The sequence below is a fragment of the Providencia sp. PROV156 genome (assembly GCF_028480905.1).
Lineage (GTDB): Bacteria > Pseudomonadota > Gammaproteobacteria > Enterobacterales > Enterobacteriaceae > Providencia > Providencia hangzhouensis.
Genome location: NZ_JAMPPE010000029.1, coordinates 19302 through 37650 on the forward strand (window position 1 = coordinate 19302; position 18349 = coordinate 37650).

The window sequence follows — 18349 nt, forward strand, 5'->3', positions numbered from 1 at the left end:
ATGAGAATCGGACACGGTTTTGACGTACACAAATTTGGTGGCGAAGGCCCTATTATCATTGGTGGCGTGCGTATCCCTTATGAACAAGGTTTGCTCGCGCACTCTGACGGTGATGTGGTATTGCATGCGTTAACTGATGCAATTCTCGGCGCTGCTGCATTAGGGGATATTGGTAAATTGTTCCCTGATACTGACCCAGCATATAAAGGGGCGGATAGCCGAGTCTTATTGAGAGACGCGTTTTGCCATGTGCGTGCCAAAGGGTATCGCATTGGTAACATTGATATTACCATCATGGCACAGGCACCAAAAATGTTGCCACATATCGCGCAAATGCGTGTGAATATTGCCGAAGACCTTGAGTGCCACATGGATGATGTTAATGCGAAAGCGACCACAACCGAGCAATTAGGTTTTGTGGGGCGTAAAGAAGGCATTGCCTGTGCTGCAGTTGTTCTTTTAATAAAAGATAATAGTAATGAAAGTAATGAATGTTCAGTACCTGCATGGTAAGCCATTGTCTTTTGGCACATTAAAAAGTGTCCCAGAAGATTTTATCGTCAAAGAAGATTTAGGCTTTGAGCTAGACGGCGAAGGCGAACATGTTATGGTTCGTGTGGAAAAAACAGGCTGCAATACGGTGTTTGTGGCTGAACAACTAGCAAAATTTGCTAAAATTTCAGCGAGAGCGGTCAGTTATGCAGGTTTAAAAGATAGGCATGCAGTAACGGAGCAGTGGTTTTGCCTGCAAATGCCAGGTAAAGAAACGCCTGTTTTTTCGACTTGGCAACTCGAAGGCTGTCGAATACTGGCTGTTACTCGGCAAAAACGCAAATTACGTATTGGTTCCTTAAAAGGAAACCAGTTCGAAATAACCTTGCGTGATATTTCAGATGCAAAAGACGTTGAGCAACGTTTACAGAAAGTTGCATTATCAGGGGTGCCTAATTACTTCGGTGAACAACGTTTTGGGCGCGATGGGCAAAATTTAACGCAAGCGTTGCGTTGGGCAAACCAAGAAATCAACGTACGTGAACGTAACAAGCGTAGTTTTTATCTTTCTGCTGCACGTAGTGCAATGTTTAATCATGTGGCAAGCGAACGTATTGCAAATAATACCGCTCAACACGTAATGTTGGGTGATGCGCTGCAATTAACCGGCAGAGGGAGTTGGTTTGTCGCGACACAAGATGAATTTGCTACATTGCAACCTCGCTTGGAGTCCAATGAATTAAGTATTACTGCGCCATTACCAGGTGATGGGGAATTGGGTACTCAGGATGAAGCACTGGCATTTGAAACCCAGTGTTTAGAGGATTATCAACCCTTTATCTCTTTAATGCAGCGCGAACGAGTTTCTTCAGCTAGACGGGCGGTAGTTGTTAAACCACAAAATTTACAGTGGGAATGGTTGGATGACTCGACGGTAAAACTGAATTTTTTCTTAAACTCGGGTTGTTTTGCAACCAGTGTTGTGAGAGAAATTATTAATCAAAATGGGCAGGATAATGTCGATGCTAAAGATTTTATTGAGTAATGACGATGGGGTAAATGCGCCGGGGATTCAAACCCTTGCGGCTGCGTTACGCCAATATTATCATGTTCAAGTGATTGCGCCTGATCGCAATCGAAGTGGGGCTTCGAACGCATTAACATTAGATAAACCACTTAAAATTCAGACGCTAAGTAATGGTGACCTTGCTGTACAAGAAGGCACGCCAACAGATTGCGTCTATATTGGTGTGAATAAAGTGGTACGCCCCCGTCCTGATATTGTTGTATCTGGTATCAACTGTGGCCCTAATTTAGGGGATGATGTTATTTACTCAGGCACGGTTGCAGCGGCAACGGAAGGCCGCCACTTAGGTTTACCTTCAATTGCAGTATCGCTAGATGGCGAAACGCATTACGAAAGTGCCGCTAAAGTGACATGCGATATTCTAGCGCTCTTACAGAAGAACCCATTGCGAGCCGGCAATATTTTAAATATAAATGTCCCTGATATCCCGTACGAAGAGATTAAAGGAATCAAAGTCACTCGTTGTGGCAGCCGTCACGCCGCCTCTGAGGTGTATAGTTTAGAAGATCCGAAAGGGAATACACTGTATTGGTTAGGGCCTGTTGGTGAAATTCGTGATGCCAGCCCTGGAACGGATTTTGAAGCTGTGCAAAATGGCTATGTTTCCATCACCCCATTACAAGTTGATCTAACCGCTTATAAAGCACATTCATTAGTAGAAGAGTGGCTCGAAAAATCAGGAGTGTCAGTAAAATGAAAACAGGGCTCATGAAAGAACTTTTGGCTCAATTACGCCAACAGGGAATTCACGATGAGCGCCTATTAGATGCCATTTCACTCGTTCCTCGGGAACGGTTTGTGGATGAAGCGCTCTCCCATAAAGCCTATGACAATATCCCATTACCTATTGGGCATGGGCAAACTATTTCTCAGCCGTATATTGTTGCTAAAATGACGGCGCTATTGGCTTTAGCTCCGAATGATCACGTTCTTGAGATAGGGACAGGCTCAGGGTATCAAACAGCAGTATTGGCACACTTAGTTAAACATGTTTTTTCTGTTGAGCGGGTGAAGAGCTTGCAATGGGCTGCAAAACGGCGTTTGAAACAGCTTGATTTACATAATGTTTCAACGCGTCATGGAGATGGCTGGGAAGGTTGGCAATCTAAAGGGCCTTTTGATGCTATTATCGTTACTGCGGCACCAACAGAAATACCGGCTCTATTATTAGGGCAATTAAAAGATGGCGGGCGAATGGTTTTACCTGTCGGTGATAAAGAACAAGCATTGAAGCTAATTACTCGACGTGGTAATGATTACCATACTAATGTTATTGAAAAAGTCCGTTTTGTCCCATTGGTTGCCGGTGACCTCCTTTAACCTATTTGTAATGGTATTTAATCAAAGTCTGATTATTTTTATAATCGATTTAAATAAAATATCATTGCAAAGGTTCTATTAACCCAAATAGCAGTAAAACTATTCCAAATATGATATTTTACCCAGCTGAATTTGGGGGAATAGCTTAAAGCGTTAGGTCATACTCTCAAATTGTTATATTTTTAATATATTTAACTTGTTCACTATTTTGTATTTCTGCTTTAATAAGTGAAATATTTTATGATAACTCTATTGCTGACATTGTTTTGAATTGTCGCGTCAGATTTTTCTTCACGGGAGAAGAAGCATGAAAATTGTTAGCCCTATAAGCAGAATTCGATGGGCCGTCATCTTTTCATTTAGCGGAGCGCTATTGGCAGGTTGTTCTACACCGTATCATACAGCGGCACCTATTTCGAGTGTGAATGATAGCCAGTCTAGCCAACAGACGGTGCAAAGGACGACACCGGCCTCGTCACCAAATACGGGTATGAGCACGGCAATGCCGTCGTCTCGTCCAAATTTATCAAGTAATACTAACACTCAGCCTGTAAGCCGTAGTTCAGCGCCAGTAACAACTAATGGTGAAGGGCGCATTGTATACAACCGTGACTATGGCAGTATTCCAAAAGGCAGTTATAGCGGTAATAGTTATACGGTGCAGCGTGGTGACACATTATTCTATATTGCATACTTAACCGGTAATGATTTCCGGGAGTTAGCATCGAGAAACAATATTCCAGAACCTTACAGCCTAAATGTAGGGCAGGTTATTAATATTGGTAACACAAATGTGAACTCGAACACTCAATTAGCGGCAAATTCATCAAATAGTCATCAGCAAGCGGTTGATCTTCGAACAACTAATGAGTATCCTGCAAACAGTGGTGGTCAAACTTCAGGTAAGATGTTGCCTAATAATAAGAAACCTGCAACGCAAGTTTCAACGACAACAACAACCTCGACAGCAACCGCTTCTACCGCAGTCAGCAGTACGAATAATTCGTCAATAAAATGGCGTTGGCCAGCTGAAGGGAAAATGATTGAAGGTTTCTCTGATGCTCAAGGCGGGAACAAAGGGGTAGATATAGCCGGTTCTCGTGGTCAAGCTGTGCTTGCTGCTGCGCCAGGAAAAGTCGTTTACGCAGGTAATGCTTTGCGTGGATACGGAAATCTAATAATTATAAAACATAACGATGACTATCTAAGTGCTTATGCTCACAATGATACGTTACTTGTGCGTGATCAGCAGGATGTCACTGCGGGTCAAAAAATAGCCACTATGGGTAGTACTGGAACTAGTTCGGTTAGACTACACTTTGAAATTCGTTACAAGGGAAAATCAGTAAACCCGTTGCGCTATTTGCCGCAACGATAAACTGGGCAGAGTGCTTTGACATTCTGTCCGCATTATCTAGGGTAGGAGTCACTGATGAGCCAAAGTTCGCTGAAAGTTAACGAGTTATATAATGACCTCGATGAAAGTAATTTAAATGACACTTTTGACGAGAGTCAGTTTAAAGAAGAGGATCTGGTTACTGAGCTAGATGACGAAATGGATTTACTCCAGAACACAAATCAACGTGTTCTGGATGCCACTCAAATTTATCTTAGTGAGATTGGGTTCTCACCACTCCTTACAGCAGAAGAAGAAGTTTTCTATGCAAGACGCGCATTGCGTGGAGATATTGCATCACGACAGCGCATGATAGAAAGCAACCTTCGTCTCGTTGTAAAAATATCACGTCGTTATAATAATCGAGGTCTCGCATTACTCGATTTGATAGAAGAAGGAAATCTTGGGTTGATTCGTGCTGTTGAAAAGTTTGATCCTGAAAAAGGGTTTCGCTTCTCGACGTATGCAACGTGGTGGATCCGTCAAACGATCGAGCGCGCGATTATGAACCAAACTCGAACCATTCGTCTTCCTATTCATATCGTTAAAGAACTCAATATTTACCTTCGTACTGCACGTGAATTAGCCCAGAAGTTGGACCATGAGCCAAGTCCTGAAGAGATCGCTGAGCAGCTAGATAAACCTGTCGAAGATGTCAGTAGGATGTTACGTTTAAATGAACGTATCACATCTGTTGATACGCCAATTGCAGGGGACTCAGAGAAATCTTTGCTTGAGGTATTGTCTGATGATAATGATTCAGGTCCAGAAAATACAATTCAAGATAATGACTTAAAAGAGAATATTGTTAAGTGGTTATATGAATTGAACCCAAAACAAAGGGAGGTTTTAGCACGACGTTTTGGGCTTTTAGGCTATGAAGCTGAAACTCTGGAAGAAGTTGGCCGTGAAATAGGGTTAACAAGAGAACGTGTTCGCCAGATCCAAGTAGAAGGTTTAAAGCGATTAAAAGATATTTTACATGGAGAAGAGCTGACTCTGGAGTCGCTATTTAATATGTAGGATGTTGATTAGATAGTTAAAGTCCCTATAAACTAAGGTTTATAGGGACTTTTTATATGTAAAAAATAGAGAACAAGCTTAGTTAATGGGGACTCCACTATGAAATTTAAAATCATCATCAGGTGTCGAAATTAATTCAGCTTCAATAATACCAAAATAATTAACTCGCTCAGTAATATCTTGTTTGCTAATTAATTGCGCTAAGTGCAAATAATCTTGATAGTGGCGAGCTTCTGAGCGTAATAATGAAATATAAAAATTTGCCAGCTGCTCATCAAGAAATGGGGCTAATTTAGCAAAACGCTCACAAGAACGTGCTTCGATATAAGCTCCAATAATTAGCTTATCAACTAAGGTTTTTGGATCATGGGGGTCGACATGGCTCAACAACCCTTTAGCATAACGGCCTGCAGTGATGCCATCGTATGGAATATTACGTTCATGCATAATCTCTAGAACTTGGTAAAAATGATGAAGTTCCTCTTTGATTAGCAGGACCATTTTATCAATTAAATCTTGGCTATAAGGTGATTGTTTTTTTGCCAATATCTGTTTAGAAACCTGATTTTTGTTTCTTAATGTATGGATGTCACCAATTCTGTCATAAGCAAATGATTCATAAGGTTTAAACCATTCAAGTAGCACTGCAGCACTGTCTTTATCGACAGCATACTTGCGAATTAAAAACATCGCACTTTGCGCGGCTTTTAATTCACATAACAAATGGTCTTTTAAGATAATGGGCAAGTTTTCAGGCAAACTCGCTTTTTTTACCCACGCATCAGGCGTTTCACATTGCAGAAACTGCCTGATTGGTGTGAGTAATTGCGCATACTCATCCATATTAGTTATCCATATCCTTTAACCGATAAATCCAATCTAGGGCTTGGCGCGGAGTGAGTTTATCGGGATCAATTTCAGCGAGAGCAGTTAATACTGGTGATGGCTCGACATCTTCTGTGGTTAAAAAGCTAAGCTGGGCGCTATCCACATGGCTCGCATTGGCATTGTTTGAGATCACTTCGAGTTCTTTAAGCTTTTGTTTTGCTCGTTTAATCACATCTTTTGGCACGCCTGCAAGAGAAGCGACAGCAAGGCCATAGCTTTTGCTGGCGGCGCCGTCTTGAACGTTGTGCATAAAGGCAATGGTATCACCGTGCTCAATAGCATCGAGGTGAATATTGACTGCACCTTCGAGTTTTTCAGGTAGTGTTGTTAATTCAAAATAATGCGTAGCAAATAAGGTCATTGCCTTGATTTTATTAACTAAATTTTCAGCGCAAGCCCAAGCAAGAGAAAGGCCATCATAGGTTGAAGTCCCACGACCAATTTCATCCATTAGCACTAAGCTATGTTCTGTCGCATTGTGAAGGATATTGGCGGTTTCTGTCATTTCAACCATAAAGGTGGAACGGCCAGAAGCTAGGTCGTCAGAGGCTCCAACACGAGTAAAAATACGGTCGATTGGCCCTATTACTGCCTTGCTGGCAGGAACAAAACTGCCGATATACGCTAATAAGGTAATCAACGCAGTTTGGCGCATATAGGTACTTTTACCGCCCATATTTGGACCAGTAATAATTAATAGGCGACGTTGTGGTGATAGTGATAATGGGTTAGAAATAAACGGCTCGCTAAGCACTTGTTCTACAACAGGGTGGCGACCCTCGGTGATTTGAATACCCGGTTTTTCAGTCAGTTGTGGGCAAGCATAGCCTAGAGTTTGTGCTCTCTCCGCAAGGTTGGCTAGGACATCTAACTCAGCAAGTGCTTCAGCACTAGTTTGCAGCGCAGCAAGATGAGGCAATAGCATATCAAACAGCTCATCATACAGCGCTTTTTCAATAGCTAATGCTTTTCCTTTTGATGTCAATACCTTATCTTCATACTCTTTGAGTTCAGGAATAATATAGCGTTCTGCATTTTTTAACGTTTGGCGACGGACGTAATGGATAGGCGTTAAATGGCTTTGACCGCGGCTAACTTGAATATAGTAGCCATGAACCGCGTTATAACCGACTTTTAGGGTATCGATCCCCAGCTTTTCTCTTTCACGAATTTCGAGTCTATCGAGGTAGTCGGTTGCCCCATCAGCAAGGGCGCGCCATTCATCGAGTTCACTATTATAACCTGGGGCGATAACACCGCCATCACGTACCAACACAGGTGGCGCATCAATAATGGCTTTTTCAAGTAAGTCTTGTAATTCATCAAATTGGCCAATACGATTTTGAAGATCTTGTAAATACGAACAACTTGATTGGCTCAGTATTTGATGAATATCTTGGTATTGCTGGAATGCGTAACGCATACGGGTTAAGTCGCGTGGGCGAGCGGAACGCAGCGCTAAGCGTGCTAATACCCGTTCTAAATCGCCGATTTGACGCAAAAATGGTTGTAATTCAAAGCCGCATTCTTGCAATGCACTAATAGCTTGTTGGCGGTTATTTAATACTTGAATATTACGCAATGGGGTATGTAGCCAACGTTTTAGCATACGGCTGCCCATTGGGGTTACACTCATATCCAAAATGGCGGCAAGTGTGTTTTCTGTACCACCTGCAAGGTTTTGTGTGATTTCTAAATTGCGACGAGTTGCTGCATCCAAAATGACATTATCATTTTGTTTTTCCATCACAATACTGCGAATATGGGGCAGTGAAGTACGTTGTGTGTCTTTTACATATTGTAATAAGCAGCCCGCGGCTCTGAGCGCTTTATGGGCATCTTCAACCCCAAAACCGATTAAATCTTTCGTACCAAACTGTAAACCGAGCTGTTGTTTTGCAGTATCAAGCTCATATTCCCATAATGGGCGGCGACGTAAGCCTTTATTGTGTTCAATTAATGCCATACTGGCGAAGTCTTCAGGGTATAGAAGTTCGGCAGGGCGAGTGCGTTGAAGCTCAGCTTGTAATGCTTCTTCGTCGGCAATTTCACTGATAATAAAACGACCAGAAGTGATATCTAATGTGGCAAACCCGAAGCCTTGTTGGTCTTGCCATACCGCAGCTAATAGGTTGTCTTGCCTTTCATTTAATAGCGCTTCATCGGTGATAGTACCCGGCGTGACAATACGTACTACTTGGCGCTCAACCGGCCCTTTACTGGTAGCAGGGTCGCCAATTTGTTCACAAATGGCGACGGATTCACCCATTTGTACTAATTTGGCTAAGTAGCCCTCGGCAGCATGGTGGGGAACGCCGGCCATAGGGATCGGCTGCCCCGCAGATTGTCCCCGTTTGGTGAGGGAAATATCCAACAATTGAGACGCTTTTTTAGCATCATCAAAAAACAGTTCGTAGAAGTCACCCATGCGATAAAACAGCAGTATGTCTGAATGTTGTGCTTTTAGTTTTAGATACTGCTGCATCATTGGTGTGTGGGATTCGAAATTTTGGCTGTCAGTCATGGGGTTATCTATATTAACTTATTGAATTAACTTGATTCTATGTTTTTTCATTGTCTCATAAGATCTCATTATATCTTATAAAATACCACAGAATCCCATATATAAGTGTAGGTTAAAGTGTAGGTTGTTAGTGGTGATATGGTATAATGGGCATAACAAAACTGATAACCTACACTTTTCACTAAAAATCTTTAATTATCTTATAGTCAGCGCTAAACAAGGTAACACTTATGAGCCAAAAGCAGCCAGCAAAACCCTTATCAACGAAAGCCATTGAGGCAATGAAACCTAACAGTAAAGATAGGTCTGATACAGGTGAAAATACAGGTTTACGTGTATTTTGTGGCGCAACAGGCATTAAGACATTTTTCTACCGTTATACTAGCCCAGTTACACACAAACTTGTACAGCTAAAGATCGGTAATTTTCCTCAAACTTCATTAAGTGAAGCGAGAGTTAAGTTACAAGAGTTGAAACAGTTACGTCAATTAGGTCGATGCCCTGTCACTGAGCTAAAAGAAGAAAAGCAATATAAAAAACAAGAACAACTCCAGCCGCAAAAAACACAGTTAACAGTAAAAGAACTTGTTGAGCTTTATTTAGTTGATCATATCGAAGATCGTAAAGGCAAAGACGGTAAAATTATTTCTGGTTCAAGAAAGAAGAAAGGGCAAAAGGAAGTTCGTCGCATGCTTGAAGCCGATGTTGTACGTGTTTTAGGTGAGCTTATGGCGCATGAGGTGACCCGAAAAGATGTGATAGAGCTTGTACGTGAAATTAATGGGCGAGGTGCTAAGGTTCAAGCAGGTAATGTATTACGTGAATTGTCAGCAGCCTATGAGTTTGCAATCGGTCTAGAGTATTTTGATGATAATTTTGCTAACCCCGCTTTATTGGCAAAATCGAGCTTGCAGCAAGCTAAGTTTAAGCTAACCAGTAATAAAGGTACTCGTTATCTAGATGATAATGAACTCAAAAAATTTTTAGCATGGTTACCTAGTTCTGCTTATACCAATGTTGTGAAAAATGTTTTCCGTCTGACGCTTTGGACGGGTTGCCGAACTGGTGAAGTGTGCGCAATGGCTTGGGATGATGTGGATCTTGAAAAAGGAACTATTCATTTGAAAGAAACCAAGACAGGAATTGAACGATACGTGCAATTACCCGAGCAAGCAGTCACCTACTTGAAATCAATGCGCATGAACTCCGATAAATATCTTTTCCCATCTCAAGTAACCAAGTTGCCGATTCAACAAAAATATCTAACAGAATGTGCGTGGCGTTTACGCAAAGAAGGCAAGATGCTAGATATCCCTGATTGGTCACCTCATGATTTACGTCGAACAGTACGTACTGGGCTAGCTAAACTAGGTTGCCCCAATGAAGTGGGGGAGGCGATACTTGGGCATTCACGTAGTGGTATCGAAGGAACGTATGATTTATATGGTTATGAGAGTGAATGCAAAGTGTGGTTGCAGAAGTGGGCGGATCATATGGGGAGTTTGGTATGATATATTAAACTGTGAATTAATAATAATAGTAAGCGGCTGTATTTCTGTGGACACCAATCAACTATGCGGCAATACGAGCAGTGGCGCCTGCAATAAACAGTTCAAGTAACCGTTCTTGTTTGTATTGACTGAGTCTACTTTTTCTCATGGAACTATCCTAGATGATCTTAGTTATCTAGGACTGCTCCAATTATATCTAATACTCATAATTTGAAAGCAGTGTTGAAGTATTAAATATGACATTTACTGATAATCCATCCTTTTGATAATTATCACAAGTTATCAGCCTGTTCTATTAGATTTTTGGCTATAAATAGGTAACAATAGTTCCATTATTTTTACTGATGTAAGTAATGGAATAATGGCTAAAAAACCGAAAGAAACCAAATCTGAACCGTTAGAAGTTATCCTGTGGAAAGCCGCTGATAAATTGCGTAAGAATATTGATGCAGCAGAATACAAGCATGTTGTGCTGGGATTAATATTCTTAAAGTATATTTCTGATTCGTTTGAGTCTCACTATGAAAAGCTTAAAGCGGGACAAGGCGAGTTTGCAGGGGCAGATCCCGAAGATAGCGATGAATACCTTGCTTACAATGTGTTCTTTGTGCCTGAAAAAGCACGTTGGACAAATTTACTCAATAATGCAAAACAGCCCAATATCGGTAAATTAGTCGATGACGCTATGGAAGCCATCGAAGAAGATAACCCACAATTAAAAGGGGTATTGCCAAAAGTTTATGCACGTCAAAACCTTGATGCAACGGTACTTGGCGAGTTAATTGACCTTGTGGGTGATATCGCTTTAGGTGATGCTAAATCACGCTCTGCGGATGTACTAGGTCATGTTTTTGAATATTTCTTAGGTGAGTTTGCGTTAGCAGAAGGTAAACAAGGCGGTCAGTTCTATACACCGAAATCAATTGTTTCCTTACTGGTTAACATGCTAGAGCCTTATGAAGGACGTATTTTTGACCCGTGCTGTGGCTCTGGCGGTATGTTTGTTCAATCAGAAAAATTTGTTGAATCCCACCAAGGGAATATTGATAACATTTCCATTTATGGTCAAGAGTCTAACCAAACCACATGGCGTTTGGCGAAAATGAACTTGGCTATTCGGGGTATTAACTCTGAGCAAGTAAAATGGAACAATGAAGGCTCGTTTTTAAATGATGCCCATAAAGATTTACGTGCGGATTTTATTATTGCGAACCCGCCGTTCAACGTCTCTGATTGGTCTGGTGAACAATTACGTAAAGATGCCCGCTGGCAATACGGTGCGCCACCAGCAGGGAATGCAAACTTTGCGTGGATGCAGCACTTTTTATATCACTTGTCACCGAAAGGGCAAGCGGGTGTGGTACTGGCTAAAGGGGCGCTAACTTCGAAAACATCGGGTGAAGGCGATATTCGAGCCGCATTAGTGAAAGATGCGAATGTGATTGATTGCATAGTTAACTTGCCCGCTAAGTTGTTCCTAAATACGCAAATTCCTGCTGCGCTATGGTTTATGCGCCGTGATCGTAATAACTCTTCGGTGTATCAAGATCGTAGTGATGAAATTTTGTTTATTGATGCACGAAATCTGGGTCATTTAATTAACCGCCGCACTAAAGTGTTATCGGATGAAGATATTAAACTGATTTCAGATACCTATCATAATTGGCGTAATAAAAATGGCGAATATGAAGATGTCGCGGGTTTTTGTGCCTCTGTCGCTATCGAAAAAGTGGCTGAACTGGATTATGTGCTCACACCAGGTCGTTATGTAGGTCTTGCTGATGAAGAGGATGATTTTGATTTTAAAGAGCGTTTTACCCTACTAAAAGCCGAGTTTGAAGCACAATTAGAAGAAGAGGCAAAGCTTAATCAGGCGATTGCGGAGAATCTGGCAAAGGTGATGGTATGAGTGAGTGGGTAGAGTATAGTTTGGAAGATGTAGCTGAAATAACATCTTCTAAGAGAATTTTTTATGCGGATTATGTTGACTACGGAATACCATTTTATCGTTCAAAAGAGATTATTGAGCTTTATAATCGTAGTGAAATAAGTAACTCACTCTATATTTCAGAGCAAAAATATTTAGAGATCAAAGAAAAATATGGAGTACCAGTTATTGGCGATATTCTATTAACAAGCGTCGGAACGTTAGGTATCCCATACTTAGTTAATAATTCTAATGAATTTTACTTCAAAGATGGAAATCTAACTTGGATAAGAAAGATAAATAAAAACATTGTATTACCTGATTTTATCTATTGTCTTTTAAATTCACCATTAGGAAAAAATAAGTTAGATGAAATAACAATCGGGTCTACACAGGCGGCATTGACTATTGCTGGATTAAAAAAAATAAAAATTTCAGTGCCTAACTTGAGTGAACAATTAGAGATTGTTCATGTTATTCAATCAATTAGTAAAAAAATTGAGTTACTCCATCGTCAAAATAAAACCTTAGAATCAATGGCTGAAACGCTTTTTCGCCAGTGGTTTGCAGATGATTCAAATGGTAGTGGTAAAGAAGTTGAATTGCACGAAATTATAGAATTTAATCCTAAGAGGGTTTTACCTAAAGGCTCTAAAGCTATGTATTTAGAGATGGCTGGGCTGAATACAAACACATTTGCTGCTTCTGGTTATTATGAAAGAGATTTTACATCGGGGCAAAAATTTATAAAACAAGATACATTATTAGCCCGTATAACGCCTTGCCTTGAGAATGGTAAAGCAGGTTATGTTCATTTTTTATCCCCAGAACAAGTAGGCTGGGGCTCAACTGAATTTATTGTTTTAAGACCAAAGCCTAAATTTCATCCATTATTTTCATATATCCTATGTCGTAATAATGAGTTTAAAGAGTACGCAGAAAGTTGTATGGAAGGCTCAAGTGGAAGACAACGAGTCAATGTATCTCATTTATCAATGTATACACTTACCTTGCCACATGATGATGTTATTACGCAATTCAATGAAATCTTAGCTTCAATAGAACCAAAATTAATTAGTAATGCATTGCAAATCCAAACTCTAGAAAACCTTCGTGATACCTTACTCCCTAAATTAATGAGTGGAGAAGTACGCGTTAATTATACACCAGAAGAAATAAAACAATAATCGAATTAGGCAGCGTATCTTTGGCGCTGTTTTTTTATACCCTTTTGCTAAAGGATGACAAAATAATGTCAAAAATGACAGAATCCGATATTGAAACCATGACCATTGAGCAGTTGCAAGGCCTAGGCTATGAATATGTGTATGGCCCAGACATTGAGCCATCAGGTATAAATCCCCTGCGTACTTATCAGCAAGTCATTCTTCAGCAAAAAGTATTCGAAGCGATACAACGCTTAAACCCCCATTTAACACAAGATAAATGTGAGGAAGCCTTAAAACAAGTCACACAGATTAACTCGCCTGATTTAATGGCAAATAACCTGAGTTTTCATCGTTTACTGACAGAAGGGATCAACATTGAGGTCAGTAAAGATGGCAATACCCAAGGGGAGTATGTATGGCTGGTGGATTTTAATCAACCGGATAACAATGAATTTCTAGTCGTTAATCAGGTCACCATTCGGGAAGATCGCAAAGAACGTCGCCCTGATGTGATTATCTATATTAATGGTTTACCACTGGTCGTCATTGAACTAAAAAATGCGATTGATGAAAATGCCACCATTGAAGGGGCATATAATCAAATTAAAACCTATCAGCAACAAATCCCCTCATTATTTACTTACAATGCCTTTAGCGTGATTTCTGATGGATTAGAGGCAAAATCAGGGACTATTTCTGCCGATTTTAGCCGCTTTATGGCATGGAAAACCCATAATGGCATGACTGAGGCTAAAAATACTCAGCCACAACTGGAAGTGTTAATTCAAGGCTTGCTTAACCCTGTTACGCTATTGGATATGATCCGCTATTTTATTGTGTTTGAATCCAGTAAACAGGAAGACAGTAACGGTATTATTTCGATTAAAACCGTTAAAAAAATGGCAGCTTATCACCAATACTATGCGGTGAATGCGGCGGTACTTTCGACCATTCGTGCTTCAAATGTCAATGCGAATTCACCCTCTGCGGAAGTAGCGTTACGGCAACAAGGTAGGAACCAACAGCACCTCGTATTAGAACAAAAAGCAGGAGATAGAAAAGCGGGGGTGGTATGGCATACCCAAGGTTCGGGTAAATCCCTCTCAATGGTGTTTTATACAGGTAAGATTGTTTTAGCCCTCGATAACCCAACGGTTGTGGTGATCACCGACCGTAACGACTTAGACGACCAACTTTTTGGCACTTTTTCTTCTGCGGTACAACTATTACGTCAAACCCCGAAACAAGCTGAAAATAGAGAAGAATTAAAAGAATTACTGAAAGTTGGCTCGGGTGGCGTGATATTTACCACTATTCAAAAATTCCAACCTGATGATGGTAGTAGCGTTTATGAACTACTGTCTGATCGTAGCAATATCATTGTCATTGCTGACGAGGCGCATCGTTCTCAATATGGTTTTTCAGCAAAAGAAGTGGATGTGAAAGATGAGCAGGGTAATGTTGTCGGTAAGCGCACCGTTTATGGCTTTGCAAAATATATGCGTGATGCTTTACCAAATGCGACTTACTTAGGTTTTACGGGGACACCCATTGAAAAAACAGATGTCAATACTCCTGCGGTATTTGGTAACTATGTTGATATCTATGATATCGCTCAGGCTGTAGAAGATGGGGCGACAGTGCCTATCTACTATGAAAGCCGTTTAGCAAAAGTCCAAATTAGCGATGAAGGCCGCGAATTGATTGAAGCGTTCGATGAAAGCTTCACGGATGAAGACTTAACACAGACTCAGCAACAACGGGCTAAGTGGGCGCGAGTTGAAAGTATTATTGGCAGTAAAGAGCGAATCAAAGCGATCGCTAAAGATTTAGTCACTCACTTTGAAGAACGGTTAATGGCGAATGCGGATCACGGTAAAGGCATGATCGTTGCTATGTCTCGTCGGATTGCTGCGGCATTGTATGAGGAAATCGTGGCACTCAAACCTGAGTGGCACAGTGATGATCTTAATGATGGTGTGATTAAGGTTGTGATGACGTCTTCCGCATCTGATGGCCCTGATATAGCGAAACACCATACGACGAAGAAAGACAGGCAAGTACTCGCTAATCGCATGAAAGATGAAGATGATAAGCTGAAATTAGTCATTGTGCGTGATATGTGGTTAACGGGGTTTGATGCACCGAGTATGCACACGTTATATATCGATAAACCGATGAAAGGGCACAACCTAATGCAGGCTATCGCCCGTGTTAACCGAGTCTATAAAGATAAATCAGGTGGCTTGGTTGTCGATTATTTGGGAATTGCGGCTGATTTAAAATCGGCTCTGTCGTTTTACTCAGATGCGGGTGGTAAAGGTGATCCTGCACTTACCCAAGAAAAAGCCGTTGAGGTCATGAAAGAAAAATTAGATATCCTTGACGGAATGCTCTTTGGTTTTGATTATCGTGAATATTTTACCGCATCCACATCTCGTAAATTAGCCATTATTTTAGAAGCAGAAGATTTTATTTTAGGGATTGATGAAGGTCAGGGGAAAGTGCGTTTTTTAACAGCGGTCACGGCTTTATCTCAAGCCTTTGCATTAGCAACGCCACAACCTGAAGCGATGGAGGCAGCCCCTGAAATTGCTTTTTTTCAAGCAGTAAAAGCCAGATTGAACAAGTTTGATTCAAATGGAGGAAGTGGCATTATCGGTGATGACAGCATGGAAGTTCGCGTTAAACAGACTATTGATCAAGCCTTAGTGACTGATACGGTAGTCGATGTATTTGATGCTGCGGGGATTAAAAAGCCTGATATATCGATCCTTTCTGATGACTTTTTAATGGAGATGCAGGATTACCAACATAAAAATATCGCGTTGGAAACCTTGAAAAAATTGTTAGCAGATGAAATCAATGTGCGAACAAAAATGAGCGTTATTCAAGGTAAAAAACTGATGGATATGCTAACGGGGGCGATTAAAAGCTATCAAAATAAAATTTTGACGGCAGCTGAAGTCATTGATGAACTAATTAAATTAGCAAAAGATATCAATAAGGTTGATAGGGAAGCGAATGACCTGAATTTATCACCTTATGAATATGCTTTCTATACGGCTGTGGCTGAAAATGATAGTGCTCAAGAACTAATCGGAAAATCAAAACTAAGGGAATTAGCGGTTGTACTCACTGAAATGATCCGTAATAACGTCACATTAGATTGGACTATCAAAGAGTCTGCAAGAGCAAAAATACGCGTTATCGTTAAACGGTTACTTAACCGTTATGGCTATCCGCCTGATATGTCTGCATTAGCAACAGAAACCGTCTTGGCACAAGCGGAGTTGCTATCGAATGAATTGTTGAAATCAAATTAGTGGGTTTTACTTTAACCGATTTATCTTTAACGCAGGAATAAATTGATGAGTCAAAAGATGTGGATGGTTCGTGGTGATTCAGGGAAGTTATATGATGATTTTCGAGAAAAAGAACTGGTTGGTTTAGGCTGGTCTGGCTTAGCTCCATTATTGAAAATTGGGCAATCAAGAAAAGAGATACTGAAATTATACCGTCAAGTAGACCCAGCAACGAAACTCGGTACAGCGCGTTCAGGCGCATCTCAAGTATGGCGTTTTGTTAATGAAATTAAAGTTAGCGATTGGGTAATTACTTACTCACCTGCTAACCGTACCTATTTATTAGGGCAGGTTGTTTCTGAGTTTCAATACCGTGCTGATCTTTGTTCTATGGGGATGGGAATTGCGCGTCAGATTAAATGGAATACTGATGAAATTGATCGGGATACCTTATCAACTAAAACCAAAAATACCCTAGGTTCTACATTGACCGTTTTTAAACTTCCTGATTTTGCAGTGAAAGAATTATTGGGTAATAAACCATTATCTGACAACGAAAAAAACGCTAATATTTCAAATATAGACGATGAAGAGATAGTATCTGATCCATTAAAGGATATGGAAATTCAAGCGTTAGAACGTATTAAAGATAAAATCATTACGCTTGATGCAGATGAAATGGAATTATTAGTTGCCGGTATTCTGCGTGGGATGGGATATAAAACCCAAGTTTCGCCAAATAGTGGCTCAGATAGAGGTAAAGATATTATCGCATCACCTGACGGTTTTGGATTTGAAAACCCAAGAATTGTGGTTGAAGTTAAGCATCGTAAAGGGCAAATAGGCAGCCAAGATTTAAGAAGCTTTATTGGTGGACGCCATCATGATGACCGTGGTTTATACGTCAGTACTGGCGGCTTTACCAAGGATGCTCGCTATGAAGCTGAACGATCAAAAATCCCGCTATCACTTTGGACATTAGATGATTTAGTACGCACTTTGATTGAACATTATGAACAGGTTGATATTGAAACGAAGTTACTGGTGCCATTGAAGAAAGTTTTTTTACCAGTCTTATCTGATTAATTTAGCAATAAGAATTTTTAGGTTAAGAAGTCTATTTTTATCAGTAAGAGTCAAGTTAATCGCTTAGAGAAAATATAGATTTACCATTGCTAGTGTTGAATATAGGGAGCAAAATGCTCCCATCATAAATCGCTTATTTATCGTAATGTATTCATACATTGTTTACTTAGCGTTATCTTGAGACGGCTATTTTTTGTATGTACCATCCATTGCCCCGACAGCCCCTATACCGCATTGAGCCGAGCAACCAAAATTTGTTTTGATTGCTATCTTTCCCGCTTTATCGATAGAAAATTCCATTTTACAATATTGGTCTCCATAGTCACTATCTGTGCTGACTAGCGCTGTAGCATTCCAAGTATTTGACGATAAGTCTCTTTCTGTAATATAGGCTGTTCCTTCAGCTTCGCAGACATACATATCAACATTGGCATTAATCTGGAAATCGAACTTTGGCGCATCATTTTGGCTTGGTGTTATTTCTAGTATTCCATGTTTGCTTTTGTATTCTGCAGGATTTTGGAAAGGTGAGTTTGCTGCCTGTGCTGTTGATAAGAAGGTGATTACAGTGGCAATGACTAGTGATGAATATTTCATATTATTCCTCTAAATATTAATGCG

General features: G+C 40.5%; 14 protein-coding genes and 1 pseudogene. 11 read left to right on the plus strand and 4 right to left on the minus strand.

From position 1 onward, the window contains the following. From ispF to rpoS, 6 genes are all read left to right on the plus strand, one after another. Nucleotides 1–513: a 2-C-methyl-D-erythritol 2,4-cyclodiphosphate synthase gene (gene ispF / locus PSF31_RS17930; protein WP_004260732.1), complete on the plus strand. Its 513-nt coding sequence runs from the start codon at nucleotides 1–3 to the stop codon at nucleotides 511–513. After that, nucleotides 479–1537, plus strand: a complete 1059-nt coding sequence (truD, locus tag PSF31_RS17935) for a tRNA pseudouridine(13) synthase TruD (RefSeq protein ID WP_096865143.1) — start codon at nucleotides 479–481, stop codon at nucleotides 1535–1537. Before ispF ends, truD begins: the two co-directional genes overlap by 35 nt. Beyond that, nucleotides 1515–2276, plus strand: a complete 762-nt coding sequence (surE, locus tag PSF31_RS17940) for a 5'/3'-nucleotidase SurE (protein ID WP_004260729.1) — start codon at nucleotides 1515–1517, stop codon at nucleotides 2274–2276. The genes truD and surE overlap by 23 nt, the downstream gene beginning before the upstream one ends. Further along, nucleotides 2273–2899 (plus strand): protein-L-isoaspartate(D-aspartate) O-methyltransferase, encoded by a 627-nt coding sequence (locus tag PSF31_RS17945; RefSeq protein WP_004260727.1) that lies wholly within the window; start codon nucleotides 2273–2275, stop codon nucleotides 2897–2899. Before surE ends, PSF31_RS17945 begins: the two co-directional genes overlap by 4 nt. A gap of 307 nt (nucleotides 2900–3206) precedes the next feature. Then, nucleotides 3207–4277: a murein hydrolase activator NlpD gene (nlpD, locus tag PSF31_RS17950; protein ID WP_094960916.1), complete on the plus strand. Its 1071-nt coding sequence runs from the start codon at nucleotides 3207–3209 to the stop codon at nucleotides 4275–4277. A 54-nt stretch (nucleotides 4278–4331) separates the two neighbouring features. After that, nucleotides 4332–5318, plus strand: a complete 987-nt coding sequence (gene rpoS / locus PSF31_RS17955; RefSeq protein ID WP_004260723.1) for an RNA polymerase sigma factor RpoS — start codon at nucleotides 4332–4334, stop codon at nucleotides 5316–5318. A gap of 78 nt (nucleotides 5319–5396) precedes the next feature. Here rpoS and miaE read toward each other — a convergent pair whose 3' ends face one another. Further along, nucleotides 5397–6161 carry a tRNA isopentenyl-2-thiomethyl-A-37 hydroxylase MiaE gene (miaE, locus tag PSF31_RS17960; RefSeq protein WP_096865144.1) on the minus strand — a complete coding sequence of 255 codons (765 nt, stop codon included), beginning with the start codon at nucleotides 6159–6161 and terminating at the stop codon, nucleotides 5397–5399. 1 nt (nucleotide 6162) lies between these two features. After that, entirely contained in the window at nucleotides 6163–8730 is a 2568-nt protein-coding gene (mutS, locus tag PSF31_RS17965; protein ID WP_096865145.1) for a DNA mismatch repair protein MutS, read from the minus strand. Between the two features lie 230 nt (nucleotides 8731–8960). On the opposite strand from mutS, the gene PSF31_RS17970 reads away from it, so the two are divergent. After that, on the plus strand, nucleotides 8961–10241 hold the full coding sequence (locus PSF31_RS17970) for a tyrosine-type recombinase/integrase (protein ID WP_096865146.1): 1281 nt from the start codon (nucleotides 8961–8963) through the stop codon (nucleotides 10239–10241). A gap of 64 nt (nucleotides 10242–10305) precedes the next feature. Here the strand turns inward: PSF31_RS17970 and PSF31_RS17975 are convergent. Next, nucleotides 10306–10389 (minus strand): annotated as a pseudogene (locus PSF31_RS17975) (IS1595 family transposase); the annotation flags it as partial. A 213-nt stretch (nucleotides 10390–10602) separates the two neighbouring features. Here PSF31_RS17975 and PSF31_RS17980 point away from each other — a divergent pair. From PSF31_RS17980 to PSF31_RS17995, 4 genes are all read left to right on the plus strand, one after another. Next, nucleotides 10603–12150, plus strand: a complete 1548-nt coding sequence (locus PSF31_RS17980) for a type I restriction-modification system subunit M (RefSeq protein ID WP_096865147.1) — start codon at nucleotides 10603–10605, stop codon at nucleotides 12148–12150. Then, nucleotides 12147–13355, plus strand: a complete 1209-nt coding sequence (locus tag PSF31_RS17985; RefSeq protein ID WP_164561201.1) for a restriction endonuclease subunit S — start codon at nucleotides 12147–12149, stop codon at nucleotides 13353–13355. Before PSF31_RS17980 ends, PSF31_RS17985 begins: the two co-directional genes overlap by 4 nt. Nucleotides 13356–13420: 65 nt before the next feature. Then, nucleotides 13421–16663, plus strand: a complete 3243-nt coding sequence (locus PSF31_RS17990) for a type I restriction endonuclease subunit R (RefSeq protein WP_096865150.1) — start codon at nucleotides 13421–13423, stop codon at nucleotides 16661–16663. A gap of 45 nt (nucleotides 16664–16708) precedes the next feature. Continuing rightward, on the plus strand, nucleotides 16709–17728 hold the full coding sequence (locus PSF31_RS17995) for a restriction endonuclease (RefSeq protein WP_096865151.1): 1020 nt from the start codon (nucleotides 16709–16711) through the stop codon (nucleotides 17726–17728). A 186-nt stretch (nucleotides 17729–17914) separates the two neighbouring features. Here the strand turns inward: PSF31_RS17995 and PSF31_RS18000 are convergent, their stop codons facing one another. After that, nucleotides 17915–18325, minus strand: a complete 411-nt coding sequence (locus tag PSF31_RS18000; protein ID WP_096865152.1) for a hypothetical protein — start codon at nucleotides 18323–18325, stop codon at nucleotides 17915–17917. Nucleotides 18326–18349: the final 24 nt, after the last annotated feature.

Coding starts and splice junctions, on each gene's coding strand:
- ispF (WP_004260732.1), top strand. CDS start 1: ATGAGAATCGGACACGGTTTTGACGTACACAAATTTGGTGGCGAAGGC.
- truD (WP_096865143.1), top strand. CDS start 479: ATGAAAGTAATGAATGTTCAGTACCTGCATGGTAAGCCATTGTCTTTT.
- surE (WP_004260729.1), top strand. CDS start 1,515: ATGCTAAAGATTTTATTGAGTAATGACGATGGGGTAAATGCGCCGGGG.
- PSF31_RS17945 (WP_004260727.1), top strand. CDS start 2,273: ATGAAAACAGGGCTCATGAAAGAACTTTTGGCTCAATTACGCCAACAG.
- nlpD (WP_094960916.1), top strand. CDS start 3,207: ATGAAAATTGTTAGCCCTATAAGCAGAATTCGATGGGCCGTCATCTTT.
- rpoS (WP_004260723.1), top strand. CDS start 4,332: ATGAGCCAAAGTTCGCTGAAAGTTAACGAGTTATATAATGACCTCGAT.
- miaE (WP_096865144.1), bottom strand. CDS start 6,161: ATGGATGAGTATGCGCAATTACTCACACCAATCAGGCAGTTTCTGCAA.
- mutS (WP_096865145.1), bottom strand. CDS start 8,730: ATGACTGACAGCCAAAATTTCGAATCCCACACACCAATGATGCAGCAG.
- PSF31_RS17970 (WP_096865146.1), top strand. CDS start 8,961: ATGAGCCAAAAGCAGCCAGCAAAACCCTTATCAACGAAAGCCATTGAG.
- PSF31_RS17980 (WP_096865147.1), top strand. CDS start 10,603: ATGGCTAAAAAACCGAAAGAAACCAAATCTGAACCGTTAGAAGTTATC.
- PSF31_RS17985 (WP_164561201.1), top strand. CDS start 12,147: ATGAGTGAGTGGGTAGAGTATAGTTTGGAAGATGTAGCTGAAATAACA.
- PSF31_RS17990 (WP_096865150.1), top strand. CDS start 13,421: ATGTCAAAAATGACAGAATCCGATATTGAAACCATGACCATTGAGCAG.
- PSF31_RS17995 (WP_096865151.1), top strand. CDS start 16,709: ATGAGTCAAAAGATGTGGATGGTTCGTGGTGATTCAGGGAAGTTATAT.
- PSF31_RS18000 (WP_096865152.1), bottom strand. CDS start 18,325: ATGAAATATTCATCACTAGTCATTGCCACTGTAATCACCTTCTTATCA.